Consider the following 16714-nt stretch of genomic DNA (forward strand, 5'->3'; position numbering starts at 1 on the left):
ATGAGACAGATTATACATACACTCTAGGGTGTCTTGAATAATAAGATTTTTCAAGACACCCTTAAATCAACGACCTCATACCTGCCTATTTTGTTTTCGTCTGGGAGAAGTTATTCTTTTTCAGTCACGCTGATGCCAATTGCTTCAGTGAGTGTTATCTGTACAGTATCCCCGACCTCGACTTTAGCCAACCGTTCTGGGCTGCGAGCTTTAAAGGTTTTAGTCCTCCCCTCTGCACCTTTAAGGGTTACCAGTTGTTGTTGTAAATCAATTGCATCAACGACAGTGACCAGTGTAATTTCTTCGATGACAACACCAGCAGGTTTCTGCCCAGGTTCTGCAGAAGCTTCCGTCCCTATAGCCGTGAGACCTGGGACAGCAGAGCCTTTGGGAAAAACTTGAATTGATACAGCTTCTATATATTCAACTGTTACAATATCGCCTTTTTCCACCTGCGGTAGATTTTTAACAGCCTCATCCACCTCTAATTCAATGTAATTTCCCTCTGGCCCTTTTAGCGTAACCATTCGGCTCTGGTGATCAATTTTTTCCACAGTCGCTTCAACTACTGTAACGACAGCATCTACGATTCCCGGTTTTGTAGAATCTGTATTTTCCTGCCCTGATGCGAAAAGGGTAGAAGAGGTAAAAACCAAAACCAGTAAACAACTCAACAATAGCTTAGACTTCATGTGTTTTCTCCTTTTGATTGTAGTGGCCCAGCCAAATGGAAACCGACAAGGCGGGCAATAAACACTGCGACAAACATTTGCCCCACGACCGCTTCCATAACAGCCAGGGTTCTGGCCATATCGCCAACCGGTGTTATCTCGCCGTAGCCCAAGGTGGCAAGAGTCACAAAACTAAAATAGCTAAGTTCAGCCTTCATGTTTGCAAGAGAGAGACCTGCAGCACTGACTGAAAAAGAACCAGGAGCAAACAACTCTGTGAGTGCGTAGAGTTCACTCCACAGAAAACCAAGAAAGAAATAAATACAGACACCACCATAGATTGTGTCTGGCCGTGGTTTTCGCTGGTGCAGGATATATGTAAAAATGGCGTAGGAATTAAAAAGCATGAACAGTGCCGTTCCAACCGAAATCACATAAAGAAGAAACTCTTGCGGCCAATATATATAGCACCAACGGGCTGTAAGGGTGGGGAAAAAAAATAACAGCCCAACCCAGAGTATCTTACGGTTATGAAAAAGGCTCCAAATACCGGCAAAAAAAACCACTGAATTACCAACATCAACAATGAGTGTGTCATGGCGGAATTCAGCAAACGGCGCCACCAGCATAAGTCCGACCAAACAAAGGAGCAGTGTCAGAAAACTCCCAGTCTGTTCTGTTGAGTTCATTTTAATCCTTATCATCGTTTTTCTCCTGCGGGCATTCCCTGCAACTCACACACATGATCAGCAAGACCTGCCCCTGCTTCGCCAAAAATGTTAAACACATGATCCACGCCTGCATCTTTGAGCTGTTCGACCTCATCTTCATAGTGTGCGGCTGCGGCTACTACAATCTCATGGGGTACACTTTGTAGTCTTTTAGCAGCTTTCAGGTTGGCCACATGGGACATGGTCAGCAACACAAGCTGCATCTGCTCAGGCCTTGAAATCCCCCGCTGCCAAAAATCATAATCTCCGGCATCACCAAAGACTACCCGACGTCCAGCTGTGCGGTGCTTGGCGGCCCGTTGTTCATCAAAATCCAGGCCGACAACCCGCTTCCCATATTGCTCTTCCAGATGTTGGTAGGCCCCTAACCCTACCCTCCCCATACCTAAAACGGCGATGGTCGCGCAACCAATATCGATGACCTCTTCTCCAGCCATTCTTTTCGCGGTTTCAAATTTCTTTAAAAAACCATTCCAACGCTCGTACATTGCTGGAGCCATGGTGCCAACCGGGGATGCGACAATCATGGAGATGGAAACAGCCACTGCTATAATCACCAGCCACTCACTCCCCAACCACCCCTGGCTTACCCCTAACGCACCAACGATCAACCCGAACTCGCTGTAATTGGCTAGATTTAACGATGTAATCAGAGATGTTCTTGCCCGAAGGCGATACCTGGTCAGTAACAGGTAAAACAAAATAACCTTCAGAGGAACAAACAGGACAAGCAAACCGGCGACCTTCAGCATCTGTATGTTGGGCAGATCCGCCATCCCGATCGTAAGAAAAAAACCAACCAAAAATAGATCTTTAAAGCCAAACATAGCCTTGGCAAGTTCATCGGTTTTTGGATGACCGGCAAATATCATCCCCAAAATGAGCGCACCCAGATCCGGTTTCAAACCCACATATTCAAAAACAGATGCTCCGGCAATGGGTAAAATACAGGCAAGCAGGACCAGGAGTTCTCCATGGCCGCTTTTATCAAGGATGATGCCCAAAGGCTTTTTAAGAAAGAAAAGCGCAACCAGCCCCAGAGCGAGTGGTGAAGGGACTTTGCCGCTGGAGAAGGTAATGAAAATGACGGCAAAAAAATCCTGCATGATCAAAATACCGATTGCCAACCGCCCGTGATTGGATGCCATTTCCGCTTTTTCTTCGAGCATTTTCACCGCAAAAACAGTGCTTGAAAAACTGAGCGCAAAGGCAAAAAGGAGCGAGGTACTCAGGGTGAGCTGACTAAAATAGGAATACCCGGCAAGGCTCAAAGCGTAAACAACTGCCCCAAACACCACCACCGTAATGCCCATATGCAGGGAAGCAGTTCCCCACACTTGCGGCTGGAGCAATTTTTTGATCTGCACCTTTAAGCCGATACTGAACAGAAGAAGAATAATACCGATATCCGAAAGCTGATAGAGCAACTCACTGGCGGTATATCCCAAGGCATTAAGAACAAACCCACCGGCTAAAAAACCAACAAGCGGCGGCAAACCAATTTGTTTGACAAAAAAACCAAGAACAAAGGCAGTAACAATAAATGCGGTATCCATATTCCCTCTTACATGGTATCCTGATACTGCCTGGCCGCAAGTTACACAAAGGGCGGCAGCTCTCTTTTAACTATCCATTCTGATGGTTACACTTTCATGACCCTGATGTTTCTTCAGATTAAAAAATATAGATAAACCAGGCAAGCAGAACGGCAACAATAGCTGTCAGTACAAAAAGTGGTGTTCCAACCCGTACAAAATCTTTGATACTGTACCCTCCTGGTTCGCAAACAACCATATTAACCGGTGACCCAAGCGGCGACACAAAGGCAGAGGAACAGGCTATGGCCACAGTCATAGCGCAGGCCTGAGGTGAAACGCCAAGCTGCAGGCCCATTTCTACCGCAATAGGCGCTATCAATACTGCAGTCGGAGTATTAGATAGAAACAACCCTGTGCAGGCGGTAACAACAAAAAGAAGCGAAAGTAATAGCAAGGGGCCGACATTGCCGAAAATAAGGAGCAACAGGTCGGTAGCCGCACCAGACACCCCCGTTTTTTGCAGCGCAAGAGCAAGAGGCAGTATTCCGGCAATAAGAACAACTGTCTGCCAATCAATTATCTTATATAAGGATTCAAGACGGATACACCGAGTCAAAACAAGAGCCACCCCGGTCAGCATGACTGCGGTCACGGTCGGCACTACATTCAGCACCAGCAGAGAGATCATCACCCCCAGGATGGCGAGCACCAGCGGCGCCTTTTTCCTTGCTGGAATAACCTCATGGTAATCAACCGGAAGGGTCAATAGCAGGTAGTCGTCGCGCTTTTCTCGCAAACGGAGGATATCAGTCCAAGCACCGCACACCAGCAACACATCACCATATTGCAGGGGCAGGTTAGCAATATCGGTTGTGATAGCCTCCATCTTTCTCCGTATGCCAAGGACCTGGCACTTGAATCTGGATTGGAATCCTATTTCTCTGAGTGTTTTCGCGATTAAACTGGAATCTGGAGTCAGCATCACCTCGGCAGCACCTATCACCTGGAAAAACTCTTTGCGCCTGAAAGGGTCGAAAGGGCGAAGCATCCTTTTTACACCTAACTCTTTGAGCAACTTATCAAGATGTTCTTCCTCTCCCAGGACCACCAAAATATCATTGTGATAAAAGACAGTCTCGGGCCTTGCTGCAACAAATTCCGGCCTACCATTTACAGTCTTTTCAATGGCAACCAGGTTGACACAATACTTTTCCCGTAGCTGAATCCTGGCTACGGCCCTATCGATAAGGGGCGAACCGGCTTGCACCTCCAGCAAGTAGACTTGCTGCCCCAAGTGATAGTGTTGATCAAGATCATTAATGGAACGCCCCTGTTTTCCAACAGGCATGGTCGCCTTTTTGGAAAGCATGCTTCGCCCGAATATTCCCATGAAGCATATGGCAAGAATCAGCACCAATACGCCAAAAGGGGTAAAACTAAAAAAGGGCAAAACTTCAAGGCCGTGTTCCTTGAGCACATTATTGACGACAATGTTCGGGGACGTGGCGACAAGGGTCATCATGCCGCTGATTAAGGAAGCGGCAGCTAGCGGCATCAGCAAACGTTTTCGATTGAGGCCGGCTTTCTCAGCCACTGCAATGGTCACAGGAATAAAAATAGCCACCGTGGCAGTGGAACTCATGAAAGATCCAACCAAACCGGCAAAGGCCATGAGCAAAATCATCAGCCGCAGTTCGCTCTTGCCGCCGTATTGAATTACCCACTCACCAAGACGCTGGGCAATACCGGTGTGCACAACCGCCTCGCTAACGATGAACATGGAGGCAACAATAAGAACAACAGGATTAGAAAATCCAGAAAGGGCCTCAGGAATGGTCAATACGCCGCTTATCATCAACCCGACCACAACAAGCAGCCCCACCAGGTCCGCCCGAAAGAGCTGTGTTACCAACAGAAACACTGTACCTGTCAAAAGTGTCAAAGAAAGAAACATTTCCTGTCCAATCATGGTTGCCCTTTTGTTATAATCTTCTTTTCCCTTGCCTTGTTCCTGAAACCTCTTTGAATAGATAAAAAATGTAATAGAATCTCCACTCTACTAATTTTTCAGTAATTTTCCATAGCGTTTATTTAAGAGACCCGTTACCGGGATACATTTCTCTTCCTCAAAGCTTCATGAACTGCTTGCCCACTCTCTTGCCAATCAACGAGAGACAGCAGAACCTGTTACCTGTCCTTGGTTGCAAAAGTCGCCATCACTGACTAAAAGATGACGAGTTCAAAAAAAGTCTACCCAAAATAACCGGTTCATCTAACCATAATAGTATTATGCCACATACCCTTGCCTTTTCATTAGCTCAAAACCTGGTGCGCATTAACACGGTTAATCCACCTGGTAACGAAACCGATGCAGTGCGAGTCCTCGCCCCCTTGCTTAAGGAGGCAGGCTTTTCCATCAAGGAGTACCAATACGGTCCTAACCGAAGTTCATTGGTAGCCCACCGAGGAAGATTAGACCAGCCTGCTGTAATTTTATCAGGTCATCTTGATACCGTCCCCTTTGGTGCACAACCCTGGAAAAGACCTCCCCTGTCAGGAGAAGTTCACGATAACAAACTCTATGGCAGAGGCTCTGCAGATATGAAAGGCGGCGTTGCTGTTCTTGTTGCAGCTGCCATCCACTTTGCCGCAAAGGTTACCGATATCCCCATCACACTTATCCTCTCTGCCAATGAGGAAATTGGGTGCGGTGGTGTTTCCAGGCTCATTCAGGAACAGGTTCTGCCCCAGGCTCGCTGTGTCTTAGTAGCGGAACCCACAGGCAACGTGCCGTGTCTTGGTCACAAAGGTGTTCTCTGGGTAAAAGCGACCTTTCATGGCACCACTGCCCACGCAGCATTTCCCCATCTTGGGGACAATGCTCTGCTTAAAGCAGCCCAGGCAGTGGTTACACTGAACAATGGTATTGTGAGTGGATACTCTCACCCGGCAATGGGAGAGCCGACACTTGTTACCAGCAAGCTTGCAAGCGGCGACAATTATAACTCAGTCCCGGATCGTGCAGAACTCGGCATAGATAGTCGTTCCACTATCGCGTTGCCTAACGATGCTATCCTCTCAAAAATTAAGACATTGCTCGCCCATCTTGATGCGGAGATTGAGACTATCTTTAATCTTCCTCCGTTATGGACAGATCCTGAACTCGATATTGTCAAATCGGTGATTGACTGCTGCGACCTTATCCGCGGCTGTCGACATGAATCCCAAATTGCCCCCTTCTATACAGATGGAGGTTTGCTTGGCCCCGGTCTTGGCGGGGTGCCGGTTATTATTTTAGGCCCCGGAGAATCGGGCATGGCTCACCAGGTGAATGAGCATGTAGCTATTGCAGATTTACGGGAAGGGCTTGATATATATCTTGAGATTTTATCTCGATTGTGTTGTTAAAATAGGTCCTTTAATTTTGGCTCAAAAGATGTGCCTGTACCCTTTAGGAGTAGTGCACACCATAGGGTACTTTGAAAAGTTTCAACATGGAGGAATGTATGAAAAGAATTACTTGCGCCCTGTTTTGTTTTTTCCTGGCAACAGCTGCGTATGCGGAAACGGTAAAGATTGGCGCTGTCCAACCACTTTCCGGAAAAATTTCAGTGTATGGAGAAGGTTTTCAACGAGCCATCAATCTGGCTGTGGAGGAAGTGAATGCAGCAGGTGGAATTAAAGGGAAAAACCTGGAAGTTGTTTATGAAGACAACCTCTCAACAGCTCAAGGCACGGTGTCTGCTCTGCAGAAATTAATTTCCATTGAAAAGCTTCCCGTTATCATCGGACCGGCTGCCAGCTCAAACTTCCTGGCAGCATGCCCCATTGCCCAACGCGAAAAAACCATCTTTATCGGCTCCGAATCCGCCGCTTCCGACATCAGCCAATGCGGCTCGTATGTGTTTAGAGTTTTTCCCTCTGATATGCTCCAGGGAATCGGGGTAGCGGAGCTTGCAGAAGAGCTTGGCTATAAGGAAGTAGCACTCACCTATATCAACAACGACTGGGGCGTAGGGCTAGCCGAGGTTTTCAAACAGAAATTCAATGGCAAAATTATAGAAGAATTTGCCCACGACGAAGGCAAGGCTGATTACCGTTCCGAACTTATGCGGCTTAAGCGTAAAAAACCGGTCGCAGTTGTCAACCTTACCTATATCAAGGAAGGTGGCACCCTGCTCAAGCAGGCGTACGAGATGAAGTTTACCCCTAAGTGGTTGATGGGATCCGCAGCAAAATCACCCAAGCTGGTAGAGCTCGCAGGAAAAACAGCGGAAGGCATCATCGGTACCTACCCTACTTTTTCCAAGGAAGGCGACCGCTACGAACATTACAAAACCGCCTTTGCCGCCAAATATCCCGAGAAAAAACTCCCTATCTTCGGCGAATACAATTACGACATGGTCCACCTGCTGGCCAAAGCACTCAACAATGCCGAGGCTATCAATGCAGACGCTGTTCGCGCTGCACTCATGGAGTCCTCTAAAGGTTTTGTTGGCATAACCGGTGATAAAACCTTTGATGAAAATGGGGATGTGGGAGCAACCTATGGTCGCTGGACCGTAAAGGACGGCAAAATAGTAGAATATTGATCCATCACGCAAGACAGGCGAATATTAACTCCATATTCGCCTGTCCCCCTCGCGGCACCCCACAGTCCTTCCTCAAGAGGTAAAAACAACATACTGTGTATTACTTACAGTTACTTATAAACGGCATTGTCGCAGGAGGCGTTTATGCCCTTTTTGCGGTAGGCCTGACGATGATCTATTCCATCTTCAGATTCATCAATTTTGCCCATGGTGAGTTAATTGCATGGGGCGCGTATGGAGTACTGCTGTTTGCCTCCACTCCCTTTCATCTGCCCCTATGGGGAGCTGTTGTCCCTGCTCTGTTGCTGGTTATTGTGCTTGCTCAACTTCAGAATAAGTTGGTCTTCGGCCCGCTCAAAAACTCTCAGCCGGTTACTCTGCTCATTGCCTCCATAGGTTTATCGTTTTTATTGCGGGGTGCGCTGCAGCTCTATTTCGGTTCAGACCTACGCTCCTACACAACCGTCTTTTACGAAAGCATTGAGCTTGGCGGCATATTTATAACCTATGTGCAGATAGCCATGGTGTTGCTGTCGCTCCTGTTTTTCTTACTCCTCTATCTGCTCCTTACCAAAACCCTGATCGGTAAATCCATGCGTGCCGTCTCTGACAGTATTGAACTTGCTGGCATTTATGGTATTTCCACCAAAAAGGTAAGTATCTTTGTCTGGACTATTTCTGCAGTCTTTGCCGCTTCCGGGGGTTTCCTTTTAGCCCTGGACACCAACCTGGATCCAATGATGGGACTTGCGTTCATGATTAAAGCCTTTGCAGCAGTCCTGCTTGGCGGGGTTGGTAATGTGTGGGGAGCACTTTTAGGCGGGCTTTGCATCGGTATCATAGAAAATATGGGCACCGCATTTATTTCTCCTGGATATAAAGACCTAAGTGCCTTTGTCCTCATCATCCTGGTTCTGCTCTTCCGGCCCCAGGGGATACTTGGGTCTGCAACAGGAGGAATGCGCTGATGGAATACGGGCTGCACATCCTGATCCTCTGTCTTATTTATATTCTCTTTTCATCTTCCCTTAACCTGGAGCTCGGCTACGCAGGGCTCTACAATTTCGGCCATGTCGGCTTCTTTGCCATTGGTGCCTATAGCTCAGCCCTGGTCACGGTTGCCGGTTACCCTATTTGGGGAGGTCTGCTGTTAAGTATGGTGGTTGCCGCTGTGGTAGGCCTGTTGTTTGCATGGCCTGTGCTGCGGCTCACCGGCGATTATTTTGGGATAGCTTCGTTGGCCTTTGCGGAAATGATCCGCCTGCTCCTGCTCAATGAACGTTGGCTGACCCGCGGCCCCATGGGTATTCCCGGCATTCCAAGAATAGAAATCCTGGGACTCTCTGCCAATATGGCGGCTCTTATCGTTATTTTTCTGCTCACCACCCTTTCCCTGCTCTGTTTCAAAATAATTCTTTCTTCTCCATTTGGCAGGACACTCAAACTTATCAGGGAAGATGAGTACGTGGCCCGTGCATTTGGCAAAAACGTGGTCTCCTTTAAAATCAGGACCATTGCTGTCGGCTCCGCTTTTGGCGGCCTTGCCGGAGGGCTTTGGGCCCATTACATCGGCTACATCAGTCCCAATGATTTCAGCCTGCAACTGACGGTACTCGTTATTTTATGCGTTGTTCTCGGCGGCAGAGGGACTCTGTTCGGCCCGATACTTGGTTCCCTATTGGTGATTACCGTTGGGGAAGGACTGCGTTTTCTTCCTCTACCCGCTTCCATGACAGCCGGTGTCGCCCATATCCAAAGCATGCTCTTTGGCTTGGTACTGGTACTGCTCATGCTCCGCAGACCTCAGGGAATAGTAGCTGAATCACATTTACTGCAGGAAACCTGATGCTGGAATTGCATTCTATATCTAAACAGTTTGGCGGCAACCAGGTGTTGCATAATGTAACCATTGACCTGGATGACAATACGCCGATAACCGGACTGATCGGCCCCAATGGCTCCGGCAAATCCACCCTTTTCAGCGTGGTGATGGGTTTTTATCAGCAAGACAAAGGAACGGTACACTTTAACGGCAAACAGCTTGATACACTGTCCCCGGACAAACGCTGTCACCAAGGGCTCTCCTGTACCTTTCAGGACAGTCGGATGCTTACCTTCATGACCGTGCTCGATAACCTGACAGCTATCCCCACCCCCCAAGCCGGTGAATCTCTGATAAAAACTTTTTTTTCTCCACGCCAGGTTCAGCGCGAAGAGAAGGCCATCAAGGAAAAAGCCTACGAAATCCTGGACCTGCTCCATCTTAGCCGACTTGCAAAAGAGCCTGCAGGCAGTCTCAGCTACGGGCAAAGAAAACTGCTGGAAATAGGGAGGGTTATGATGACCGATCCTAAACTGGTCCTGCTGGATGAACCCACCGCCGGGATTAACCCGACCCTTATCCAATCTCTGGTAGAAATATTACAGACATTAACACAAAAAGGGATGCGCTTTTTTTTGGTGGAACATAATATTCCGCTGGTGAGTCAGCTATGTGACCGGGTTCTGGTCCTGGATGCAGGCGAACTCATCTTTAATGGCACTGCTGAAGCGGCACGAAGAGACAGACAGGTCATACAGGCATATCTTGGGAGCGATGGCTATGTTGACGCTTGATTCCATTACTGCCGGATACGGCGAGCTTACCGTCCTCACGGACCTGAGCGTTACCCTGGAAAAAGGCGAAACCGTGTGCCTTATCGGCCCCAACGGTGCCGGTAAATCAACGGTTTTGCGAGTAGTTGCCGGTCAGCTGCGCCCTACCAAAGGCAAGGTCCTTTTTAACGGCCACGACGTTTCCGGAAAAAATTGTTTTGAAAAAATAAAAATGGGTATTCTTTTTGTGCCCCAAGGTCGCAATGTTTTTCCCAGCCTTTCCCTCAAAGAAAACCTGAACCTGAGCCAGATTTTTATCTCCGAGGACCTCTTTCAAAAGCGTATGGAAACGGTCCTTGCAACCTTTCCATGGATGAAAGACAAACTTGGTGATCCGGCAGGATCGCTCTCCGGTGGCTTGCGGCAGATGCTTGCCCTTTCAAGAATTCTGCTTCTATCTCCCCAGTTGGTATTGCTCGACGAACCGTCTCTTGGCCTCTCTCCTCTGATCGTGGATGAGGTCTTCGCTCTTATCTCCAGCCTCAATCAACAGGGTATTTCTTTTCTACTGGTGGAACAAAATGCCAGCAAAGGACTTTCCATTGCCCATCGAGGCTACGTATTGGAATCGGGAAAAAATCGCCTGACCGGAACTGGTCGGCACTTACTCAAAGACCCTGAGGTTCAAAGACTCTACCTTGGTGGGTAAATGGGCTGCCGCTTTACTTGCTTCAGCAATGCTGGAAGTGTTGCCGTGTATGACAGACGACACAATTACCCACTGATACATCAAGACAGGTACTGCCAACACAGTTAGACCATGTTTCCTTTGTAGACCTGCTGTCTGCCCCAAGTTTAACATCAGCCCCACTACATTGCATACACCATGTCATATCAGCAGCATGTTTAAATTTTTTGATATTTTTCCAAATAGTTACCAATCAAACTGACCTGAAAATAAGCTTAAAGGACAATATCTATCCAGTTTATTTCAAGTGATTATTTTCATTCAGGGTCTGGTGGTTTTAATTTTTAATTTTCCCTTTCCACCCCATCTCACAACCCATTAAAAAAAAATTGGCAACCATGGCTTATTGGTTGTTCATTTTGAACCACTTGCTTGATATGCACCACCAATTGTGGTGCATATGCACCACAATTTCTTTTTCTCATCGTCCCTTTAACGCTGTAGGTTCTCTGTGAGATTTGAACACGTTCCTTTGGCTACATCCACCACCAAAATGGCGCAATATTTGCTTTGATTTGAAACAAAGATGCAGCACTTGATAACGCACTCCAGCATCTGCTGTTCGGCAGGCTTTTTCATATAATACCAGCAAGCCAACCGTTTGAAAGCTGAGTGAGAGTTGTTCAAAGATGGAGTTAAGCTAATCAATATCATTTTTCATCCTTCATCCGAGGAAGTTACAATATAAAAAAAACTCTGGAGGCGATGGCGGAGATGCTCAAGAAGGGCGCGAAAGTTATCAGCAAAAAAGGAGTAAATTACCTCCTGGGCAACGACGGCAAGCCCCAGGTATTTAAACCCTGGCTCGGTGATTCTTTTTCGTTTCTCTATGATTGTATTATGAGGAAGTCCATATTTCCCAAAAAATTTGGCGGCAACATGGGTAAACACCTCGACATTCTGTGCAGGGAGCTGAAGGATGTCCATGGAAAACGGGTACTTGAATTGGCAACAGGAAGCGGTAGCGCCGTTAATTTTCTCCATACCGGCAACAGTTACACTGGCACGGATATCAGTCCGGGGCTGCTTACAAAGGCTGTCAATCGGTTCCGATCTGTTGGCTTTGATCAAGCTGAATTCTATGTAACTGATGCCGAATGCCTCCCCTTTGAAGATGCATCATTTGATGTATGTATCTGTATATTATCTTTAAATTTCTTTGATGACCTTAACAAGGTGCTCAAGGAAGTCAAAAGGGTCATAACCACCTACTCTGTTTTTATCTGTGCTGTGCCTGTGCCTGAAAGAAATACGCTTGGGAGCACCATTAGAGGGAAGATACACTCAGAAGAAGAATTGATGAAAATATTTAGTGAGAATGGGTTCACATTTGAGCGTATTCCCTGCGAGAATGGATCGTTACTTTATTTTCGAGCACATAAAGTATAGGTGGCAACCTTTACGGAACCCTGCACAAAGTCTTCATATACATGGAGAGTGCGAAAGTATCAAAAAGGCGGTGAGGAAATGACGAAAAGCTAAGTCAAGGTAAAACTTACGCATAACGCCGCCATCGAATCTTAAAGACCATCTGCGGAAGGGCACGAGGTAACAAAGCTGAATGCAACATGGGCAAGACCTCTTTGCCGGCAATCATGCCGCAATGAGTATAGCTCACTTTTTAATTTAAAAGAGGAGATATATAATGGCAACTGAAGTCAAGAAATACCACACTTTGGTTTATGGGAGCCCTTCTGGTTATCAAACAAATCGAGCACAAATTGCGCTGTACGGTAAAGGTGGCAAAACCATAGCCTACATCAGGTTTAATGATCCAGGTATGCATTTTGAAAATGATAGCGAAAGTGGGGGACAGATAAAAATGCACCTCCCGTCTACTATGTTCCAGAGTGTATTGGATGTGTTACGCAATGAAAAGCCTGTGTATATTTACTTTGCCCAGGGCCGTGGTTTTTTATCAACTTCCAAGGAACCGGTAGGTGAGGGTGAAGACTAGCCTTCGGCCATTGCTGCACCGGAAGTTAACAGCTCCCTGGTTTGGAATTTTGCTTTTTGCTTCCGGTGAGACACGCCCCATTCTTTGCTTGGCGGGAAACGTCGTTTGTCATTTGCTTGACTACGATAACTGACAGTCATAAAAACGTGGATCTGGACAACAGTCGCTTAATTTCTTGCTGGAATAATATATACTCTTCGTCACCCACCTTCTCTGCCGTAGCCCCAGCTCATACCGACTCTACTTTCAAAAAAATCACTTCCGGTAGCCTATTTACAATAGGCCTGAACAGAATATCGTATTACGCAATACAATATTGCTCAATATAATATTGACCAATATTGTTATACCTGGTATGATTTTGCACAATACAATATTAGTCAATATTATATTCTGCAAAATAGTACTCTATTCTATTCATAAATTATTCTTCCAATTTTAAAACTTCAAAAGACGAGTAACGTATCGTTATGCCTGAAATATCTGTCAAGAATCTCTATAAAATATTTGGTGATTCACCCGAGAGGGCTCTGAAACTCCTTGAAAAAGGGCAAAGCAAAGAAGACATCTATGAAACAACAGGAATGACTGTTGGCGTTCAGGATGCAAGCTTCGAGGTCGAAAAAGGGGAAATCTTTGTTGTGATGGGTTTATCCGGATCAGGCAAATCAACCCTGGTTCGGACTTTAAACAGATTAATCGAACCTACTGCCGGAGAAGTTATCATCGATGGCCAAGATATCCTGAAAATGGGAAAAACAGAACTTGTAAAGTTCAGAAGAAGCAAAACAAGTATGGTTTTCCAGTCATTTGCACTTATGCCTCACTTAAGTGTACTCCAAAATGTCGCGTTTGGGCTTGAGCTCGATGGGATCGAAAAAGCTGTACGCACCGAAAGAGCTATTGATGCCCTCAAACAGGTTGGGCTTGATGGCTGGGAAAATGCGCTCCCTTCCGAGTTGAGTGGTGGGATGCAGCAGCGCGTTGGTCTAGCCCGTGGGCTTGCTGTTGACCCAGACATTCTCCTCATGGACGAGGCTTTTTCTGCATTAGATCCACTCATCCGTACTGAAATGCAGGATGAATTACTCAAACTCCAGGACAGACAGGAAAGAACCATTGTTTTTATCTCGCACGATCTTGATGAGGCTCTTCGCATCGGTGATCGGATTGCAATCATGGAAGGAGGAAGAGTTGTTCAGGTCGGGTCCCCGGAAGAAATCCTGCAAAATCCAGCAGATGATTATGTTCGAGCCTTTTTCAGAGGAGTTGATCCCACAGGGGTTATTTCAGCAGGGGATATCGTACGCCATAATCAGCCAACCGTTATATGGCATACTCCCCAGGGCAGCCCTCGGGCAACGCTTGAGCTGTTAAATAACCGGGATAGAGAATACGCGTATGTTCTCGACTCGGAACACCGCTTTTTCGGAGTTGTTTCCACAGATTCCCTTCGCACTCTCCTTGAATCACCTCCCCATGATGCGAAAAAGAAAATAGAGGATGCCTTTATTAAAGAAGCGCTGGTTGTAAAAGAGACCGAAGTTCTTCAAGATATTCTGCCTCAGGTGGCATCCCACAAATGGCCTATACCCGTGATTGACGAAAACTCTGTTTTTAAGGGCGTGGTATCGAAGAACAGGTTCCTGAAAACGCTTTATCGGTCAGATAATAACAGCAACTTGTAACCCGAATTCTCAATGAGCATCGTTTTGTTTTGTCCAATTGCAATCATTTTATGCATGTTGTGTAAGGTGATATGAAATGACAATTTTACGCAATGTTCACTTATGGGCCATCAGTCCGGCGTTATATTTCTCAGTTTTAGCGGCAATGAAAAGAGACGACTCTCGGAGTCTACGCTTACTCGGAGTCTACGCTTACCTATGCATATATCCGACGACATTGATTCTGACGCTGTCTGACCAAATGAGAATTCAAGACTAACCCCACTATTTATTAAATTTTCTGGAGATCATGATGTTTGATTTTGAAGAAAAGCTTATTCCGCTCGATGATTGGATTTCCTCTTTCATTGATTGGTTGGTTGAAGGCTATCGATGGTTTTTCCAAGGTATTAAATGGCCTGTGGAAGTAACTCTCTCATGGCTTGAAAATGGGCTTCTAGCTATTCCGCCACTCCTTATCATAGCTGTAATGGCCTTCATAGCCTGGAGAACGTCTGGAATCCGGCTGTCCATTTTTACGGTGGCAGCTCTCGTCTTCATTGGGCTGCTCGGCTTTTGGGAAGATACCATGATAACACTGGCAATGGTATTTTCCTCGGTTGTCTTTTGTACCATTGTAGGAATTCCGCTAGGGATATACTCGGGGAAAAATGACAAATTTGAATCTTTCATGCGTCCCATACTGGATGGAATGCAGACAACACCGGCATTTGTGTATCTTGTCCCCATTGTCATGCTTTTTTCCATAGGCAATGTTGCAGGTGTTCTAGCCACCATTGTTTTTGCCCTTCCCCCCATTGTTCGCCTAACGGCTCTGGGTATCCGACAGGTTCACCCGGAACTTGTTGAGGCAGCACTGGCTTTCGGTGCAACCAGCAACCAGGTACTCTTTAAGGTGCAAATTCCACTGGCATTGCCTACCATTATGGCCGGATTAAACCAAACCATAATGATGGCGCTTTCCATGGTGGTCATCGCAGCTTTAATTGGTGCCGGTGGTCTTGGCGCGCCCGTGGTCCTAGGGTTAAACACCCTTGATATAGGTCTGGCTACCATTGGTGGCCTTTCCATTGTACTTATTGCCATAGTTTTAGATCGAATAACCCAGTCTCTGGGATCAAAATCAAACTGAAAAAGGAGAAGAAAACATGCTCAAAAAATTATTGCTGGCTACTATAGTAGCATCAATGACGCTGGTAGGTTCAGCCTATGCTGAAAGCGCACAACCAGGCAAAGGGACAAAACTCCAACCCGCCAGAGCAACATGGAATACCGGCTTTTTTCAAGAAGCATTGGTGCGTAAGGGTCTGGAAGAACTGGGCTACAAAGTGAATAAACCCAAGGACTTGGCAAACCCTATATTTTACAAATCGGTTTCTCTTGGTGATATTGATTACTGGACAAACGGTTGGTTTCCCATGCATGACGCCCAACTGCCAAAAAATTTCTATGATAAGGCTGAAAAAGTCGGCTATGTCGTCAAAGCAGGCGGGCTGCAAGGATACCTTGTATCCAAAAAACATGTGGACGAATTTGGGATAAAATCACTTGATGATTTTAAACGTGATGAGGTAAAAAAAGCATTCGATAAAAATAATGATGGAAAGGCTGATCTTACAGCATGCCCCCCTGGTTGGGCATGCGAACAGGTAATCGCCCATCATATGAATGTCTATGATCTTGAAGATCATATCAATCCCGTTAAAGCTGCATATGAGGCAGGTATGGCTGCCACCCTTGCTGAATATAAAAACGGAGAACCTGCTTTTTTCTACACATGGGCGCCCAACTGGACAATCTTCAAACTCCAGCCAGGCAAAGACGTAATGTGGATCAATGTTCCTAAAATCATGCCTAAAGAAGATCAGATGGCGGCCAAAGACCGGATGGTGGTGAGTGGCATCGAAGGAGGAGTTTCTGATCCAGTCAAGCTCGGTTTTGTTGTTTCAGATATACAGATTGTTGCCAATAAAAAGTTTTTGGCCAAGAACCCTGCGGCCAAGAAATTTTTTGAACTTTTCACCTTGCCGCTCAGTGATATTAGCGAACAAAATACGCTGATGAACGAAGGCGAAAAAAGCCAGAAAGATATTAACCGTCATGCGGATGAATGGATTGCTAAAAATCAGGAAAAATGGAATGGCTGGCTTGATGCGGCAAGAGCTGCCGCAAAATAAATAGACTCTAGGCAAGT

General features: G+C 46.4%; 15 protein-coding genes. 11 read left to right on the plus strand and 4 right to left on the minus strand.

Translation table 11 applies throughout. From position 1 onward, the window contains the following. Nucleotides 1-110: 110 nt before the first annotated feature. The 4 genes from ACHZCY_RS06490 to ACHZCY_RS06505 all read right to left on the minus strand — a co-directional run bounded on the left by ACHZCY_RS06490 (nt 111) and on the right by ACHZCY_RS06505 (nt 4909). Nucleotides 111-692, minus strand: a complete 582-nt coding sequence (locus ACHZCY_RS06490; RefSeq protein ID WP_319548244.1) for a hypothetical protein — start codon at nt 690-692, stop codon at nt 111-113. Continuing rightward, nucleotides 689-1375: a potassium channel family protein gene (locus tag ACHZCY_RS06495; RefSeq protein ID WP_319548245.1), complete on the minus strand. Its 687-nt coding sequence runs from the start codon at nt 1373-1375 to the stop codon at nt 689-691. Before ACHZCY_RS06495 ends, ACHZCY_RS06490 begins: the two co-directional genes overlap by 4 nt. Continuing rightward, complete coding sequence (locus tag ACHZCY_RS06500) at nt 1372-2958, minus strand: cation:proton antiporter family protein (protein WP_319548246.1); 1587 nt, start codon at nt 2956-2958, stop codon at nt 1372-1374. The genes ACHZCY_RS06495 and ACHZCY_RS06500 overlap by 4 nt, the downstream gene beginning before the upstream one ends. A 118-nt stretch (nt 2959-3076) precedes the next feature. Further along, on the minus strand, nt 3077-4909 hold the full coding sequence (locus ACHZCY_RS06505) for an SLC13 family permease (RefSeq protein ID WP_319548247.1): 1833 nt from the start codon (nt 4907-4909) through the stop codon (nt 3077-3079). Nucleotides 4910-5229: 320 nt separating this feature from the next. On the opposite strand from ACHZCY_RS06505, the gene ACHZCY_RS06510 reads away from it, so the two are divergent. From ACHZCY_RS06510 to proX, 11 genes are all read left to right on the plus strand, one after another. Then, on the plus strand, nt 5230-6348 hold the full coding sequence (locus tag ACHZCY_RS06510) for a M20 family metallopeptidase (protein ID WP_319548248.1): 1119 nt from the start codon (nt 5230-5232) through the stop codon (nt 6346-6348). A gap of 98 nt (nt 6349-6446) precedes the next feature. Continuing rightward, complete coding sequence (locus tag ACHZCY_RS06515; RefSeq protein ID WP_319548249.1) at nt 6447-7532, plus strand: ABC transporter substrate-binding protein; 1086 nt, start codon at nt 6447-6449, stop codon at nt 7530-7532. Nucleotides 7533-7627: 95 nt separating this feature from the next. Next, on the plus strand, nt 7628-8500 hold the full coding sequence (locus tag ACHZCY_RS06520; protein WP_319548250.1) for a branched-chain amino acid ABC transporter permease: 873 nt from the start codon (nt 7628-7630) through the stop codon (nt 8498-8500). Next, nucleotides 8500-9378, plus strand: coding sequence for a branched-chain amino acid ABC transporter permease (locus tag ACHZCY_RS06525; protein WP_205221784.1), 879 nt, complete (start codon nt 8500-8502; stop codon nt 9376-9378). Before ACHZCY_RS06520 ends, ACHZCY_RS06525 begins: the two co-directional genes overlap by 1 nt. Next, nucleotides 9378-10148: an ABC transporter ATP-binding protein gene (locus ACHZCY_RS06530; protein ID WP_319548251.1), complete on the plus strand. Its 771-nt coding sequence runs from the start codon at nt 9378-9380 to the stop codon at nt 10146-10148. The genes ACHZCY_RS06525 and ACHZCY_RS06530 overlap by 1 nt, the downstream gene beginning before the upstream one ends. Then, nucleotides 10135-10836 (plus strand): ABC transporter ATP-binding protein, encoded by a 702-nt coding sequence (locus tag ACHZCY_RS06535; protein WP_319548252.1) that lies wholly within the window; start codon nt 10135-10137, stop codon nt 10834-10836. The genes ACHZCY_RS06530 and ACHZCY_RS06535 overlap by 14 nt, the downstream gene beginning before the upstream one ends. 744 nt (nt 10837-11580) lie before the next feature. Further along, nucleotides 11581-12264: a class I SAM-dependent methyltransferase gene (locus ACHZCY_RS06540; RefSeq protein WP_319548253.1), complete on the plus strand. Its 684-nt coding sequence runs from the start codon at nt 11581-11583 to the stop codon at nt 12262-12264. A gap of 256 nt (nt 12265-12520) precedes the next feature. Beyond that, on the plus strand, nt 12521-12832 hold the full coding sequence (locus ACHZCY_RS06545) for a hypothetical protein (RefSeq protein ID WP_205221788.1): 312 nt from the start codon (nt 12521-12523) through the stop codon (nt 12830-12832). A 470-nt stretch (nt 12833-13302) separates the two neighbouring features. Then, the gene (proV, locus tag ACHZCY_RS06550) at nt 13303-14520 is read left to right on the plus strand and encodes a glycine betaine/L-proline ABC transporter ATP-binding protein ProV (protein ID WP_319548254.1); all 1218 of its coding nucleotides are present in this window, start codon (nt 13303-13305) and stop codon (nt 14518-14520) included. A gap of 292 nt (nt 14521-14812) precedes the next feature. After that, nucleotides 14813-15652: an ABC transporter permease gene (locus ACHZCY_RS06555; RefSeq protein WP_205221864.1), complete on the plus strand. Its 840-nt coding sequence runs from the start codon at nt 14813-14815 to the stop codon at nt 15650-15652. Nucleotides 15653-15668: 16 nt separating this feature from the next. Beyond that, entirely contained in the window at nt 15669-16697 is a 1029-nt protein-coding gene (gene proX, locus ACHZCY_RS06560; protein ID WP_319548255.1) for a glycine betaine/L-proline ABC transporter substrate-binding protein ProX, read from the plus strand. The last annotated feature ends 17 nt before the right edge of the window (nt 16698-16714 follow it).

The sequence above is a fragment of the Desulfogranum marinum genome, from assembly GCF_963675105.2.
In the GTDB taxonomy this organism is placed as follows: domain Bacteria; phylum Desulfobacterota; class Desulfobulbia; order Desulfobulbales; family Desulfobulbaceae; genus Desulfogranum; species Desulfogranum marinum.

What these genes read in the sequence shown, in the direction of transcription:
- ACHZCY_RS06490 (WP_319548244.1), bottom strand. Translation starts at nt 692, where the DNA reads ATGAAGTCTAAGCTATTGTTGAGTTGTTTACTGGTTTTGGTTTTTACC.
- ACHZCY_RS06495 (WP_319548245.1), bottom strand. Translation starts at nt 1,375, where the DNA reads ATGATAAGGATTAAAATGAACTCAACAGAACAGACTGGGAGTTTTCTG.
- ACHZCY_RS06500 (WP_319548246.1), bottom strand. Translation starts at nt 2,958, where the DNA reads ATGGATACCGCATTTATTGTTACTGCCTTTGTTCTTGGTTTTTTTGTC.
- ACHZCY_RS06505 (WP_319548247.1), bottom strand. Translation starts at nt 4,909, where the DNA reads ATGATTGGACAGGAAATGTTTCTTTCTTTGACACTTTTGACAGGTACA.
- ACHZCY_RS06510 (WP_319548248.1), top strand. Translation starts at nt 5,230, where the DNA reads ATGCCACATACCCTTGCCTTTTCATTAGCTCAAAACCTGGTGCGCATT.
- ACHZCY_RS06515 (WP_319548249.1), top strand. Translation starts at nt 6,447, where the DNA reads ATGAAAAGAATTACTTGCGCCCTGTTTTGTTTTTTCCTGGCAACAGCT.
- ACHZCY_RS06525 (WP_205221784.1), top strand. Translation starts at nt 8,500, where the DNA reads ATGGAATACGGGCTGCACATCCTGATCCTCTGTCTTATTTATATTCTC.
- ACHZCY_RS06530 (WP_319548251.1), top strand. Translation starts at nt 9,378, where the DNA reads ATGCTGGAATTGCATTCTATATCTAAACAGTTTGGCGGCAACCAGGTG.
- ACHZCY_RS06535 (WP_319548252.1), top strand. Translation starts at nt 10,135, where the DNA reads ATGTTGACGCTTGATTCCATTACTGCCGGATACGGCGAGCTTACCGTC.
- ACHZCY_RS06540 (WP_319548253.1), top strand. Translation starts at nt 11,581, where the DNA reads ATGGCGGAGATGCTCAAGAAGGGCGCGAAAGTTATCAGCAAAAAAGGA.
- ACHZCY_RS06545 (WP_205221788.1), top strand. Translation starts at nt 12,521, where the DNA reads ATGGCAACTGAAGTCAAGAAATACCACACTTTGGTTTATGGGAGCCCT.
- proV (WP_319548254.1), top strand. Translation starts at nt 13,303, where the DNA reads ATGCCTGAAATATCTGTCAAGAATCTCTATAAAATATTTGGTGATTCA.
- ACHZCY_RS06555 (WP_205221864.1), top strand. Translation starts at nt 14,813, where the DNA reads ATGTTTGATTTTGAAGAAAAGCTTATTCCGCTCGATGATTGGATTTCC.
- proX (WP_319548255.1), top strand. Translation starts at nt 15,669, where the DNA reads ATGCTCAAAAAATTATTGCTGGCTACTATAGTAGCATCAATGACGCTG.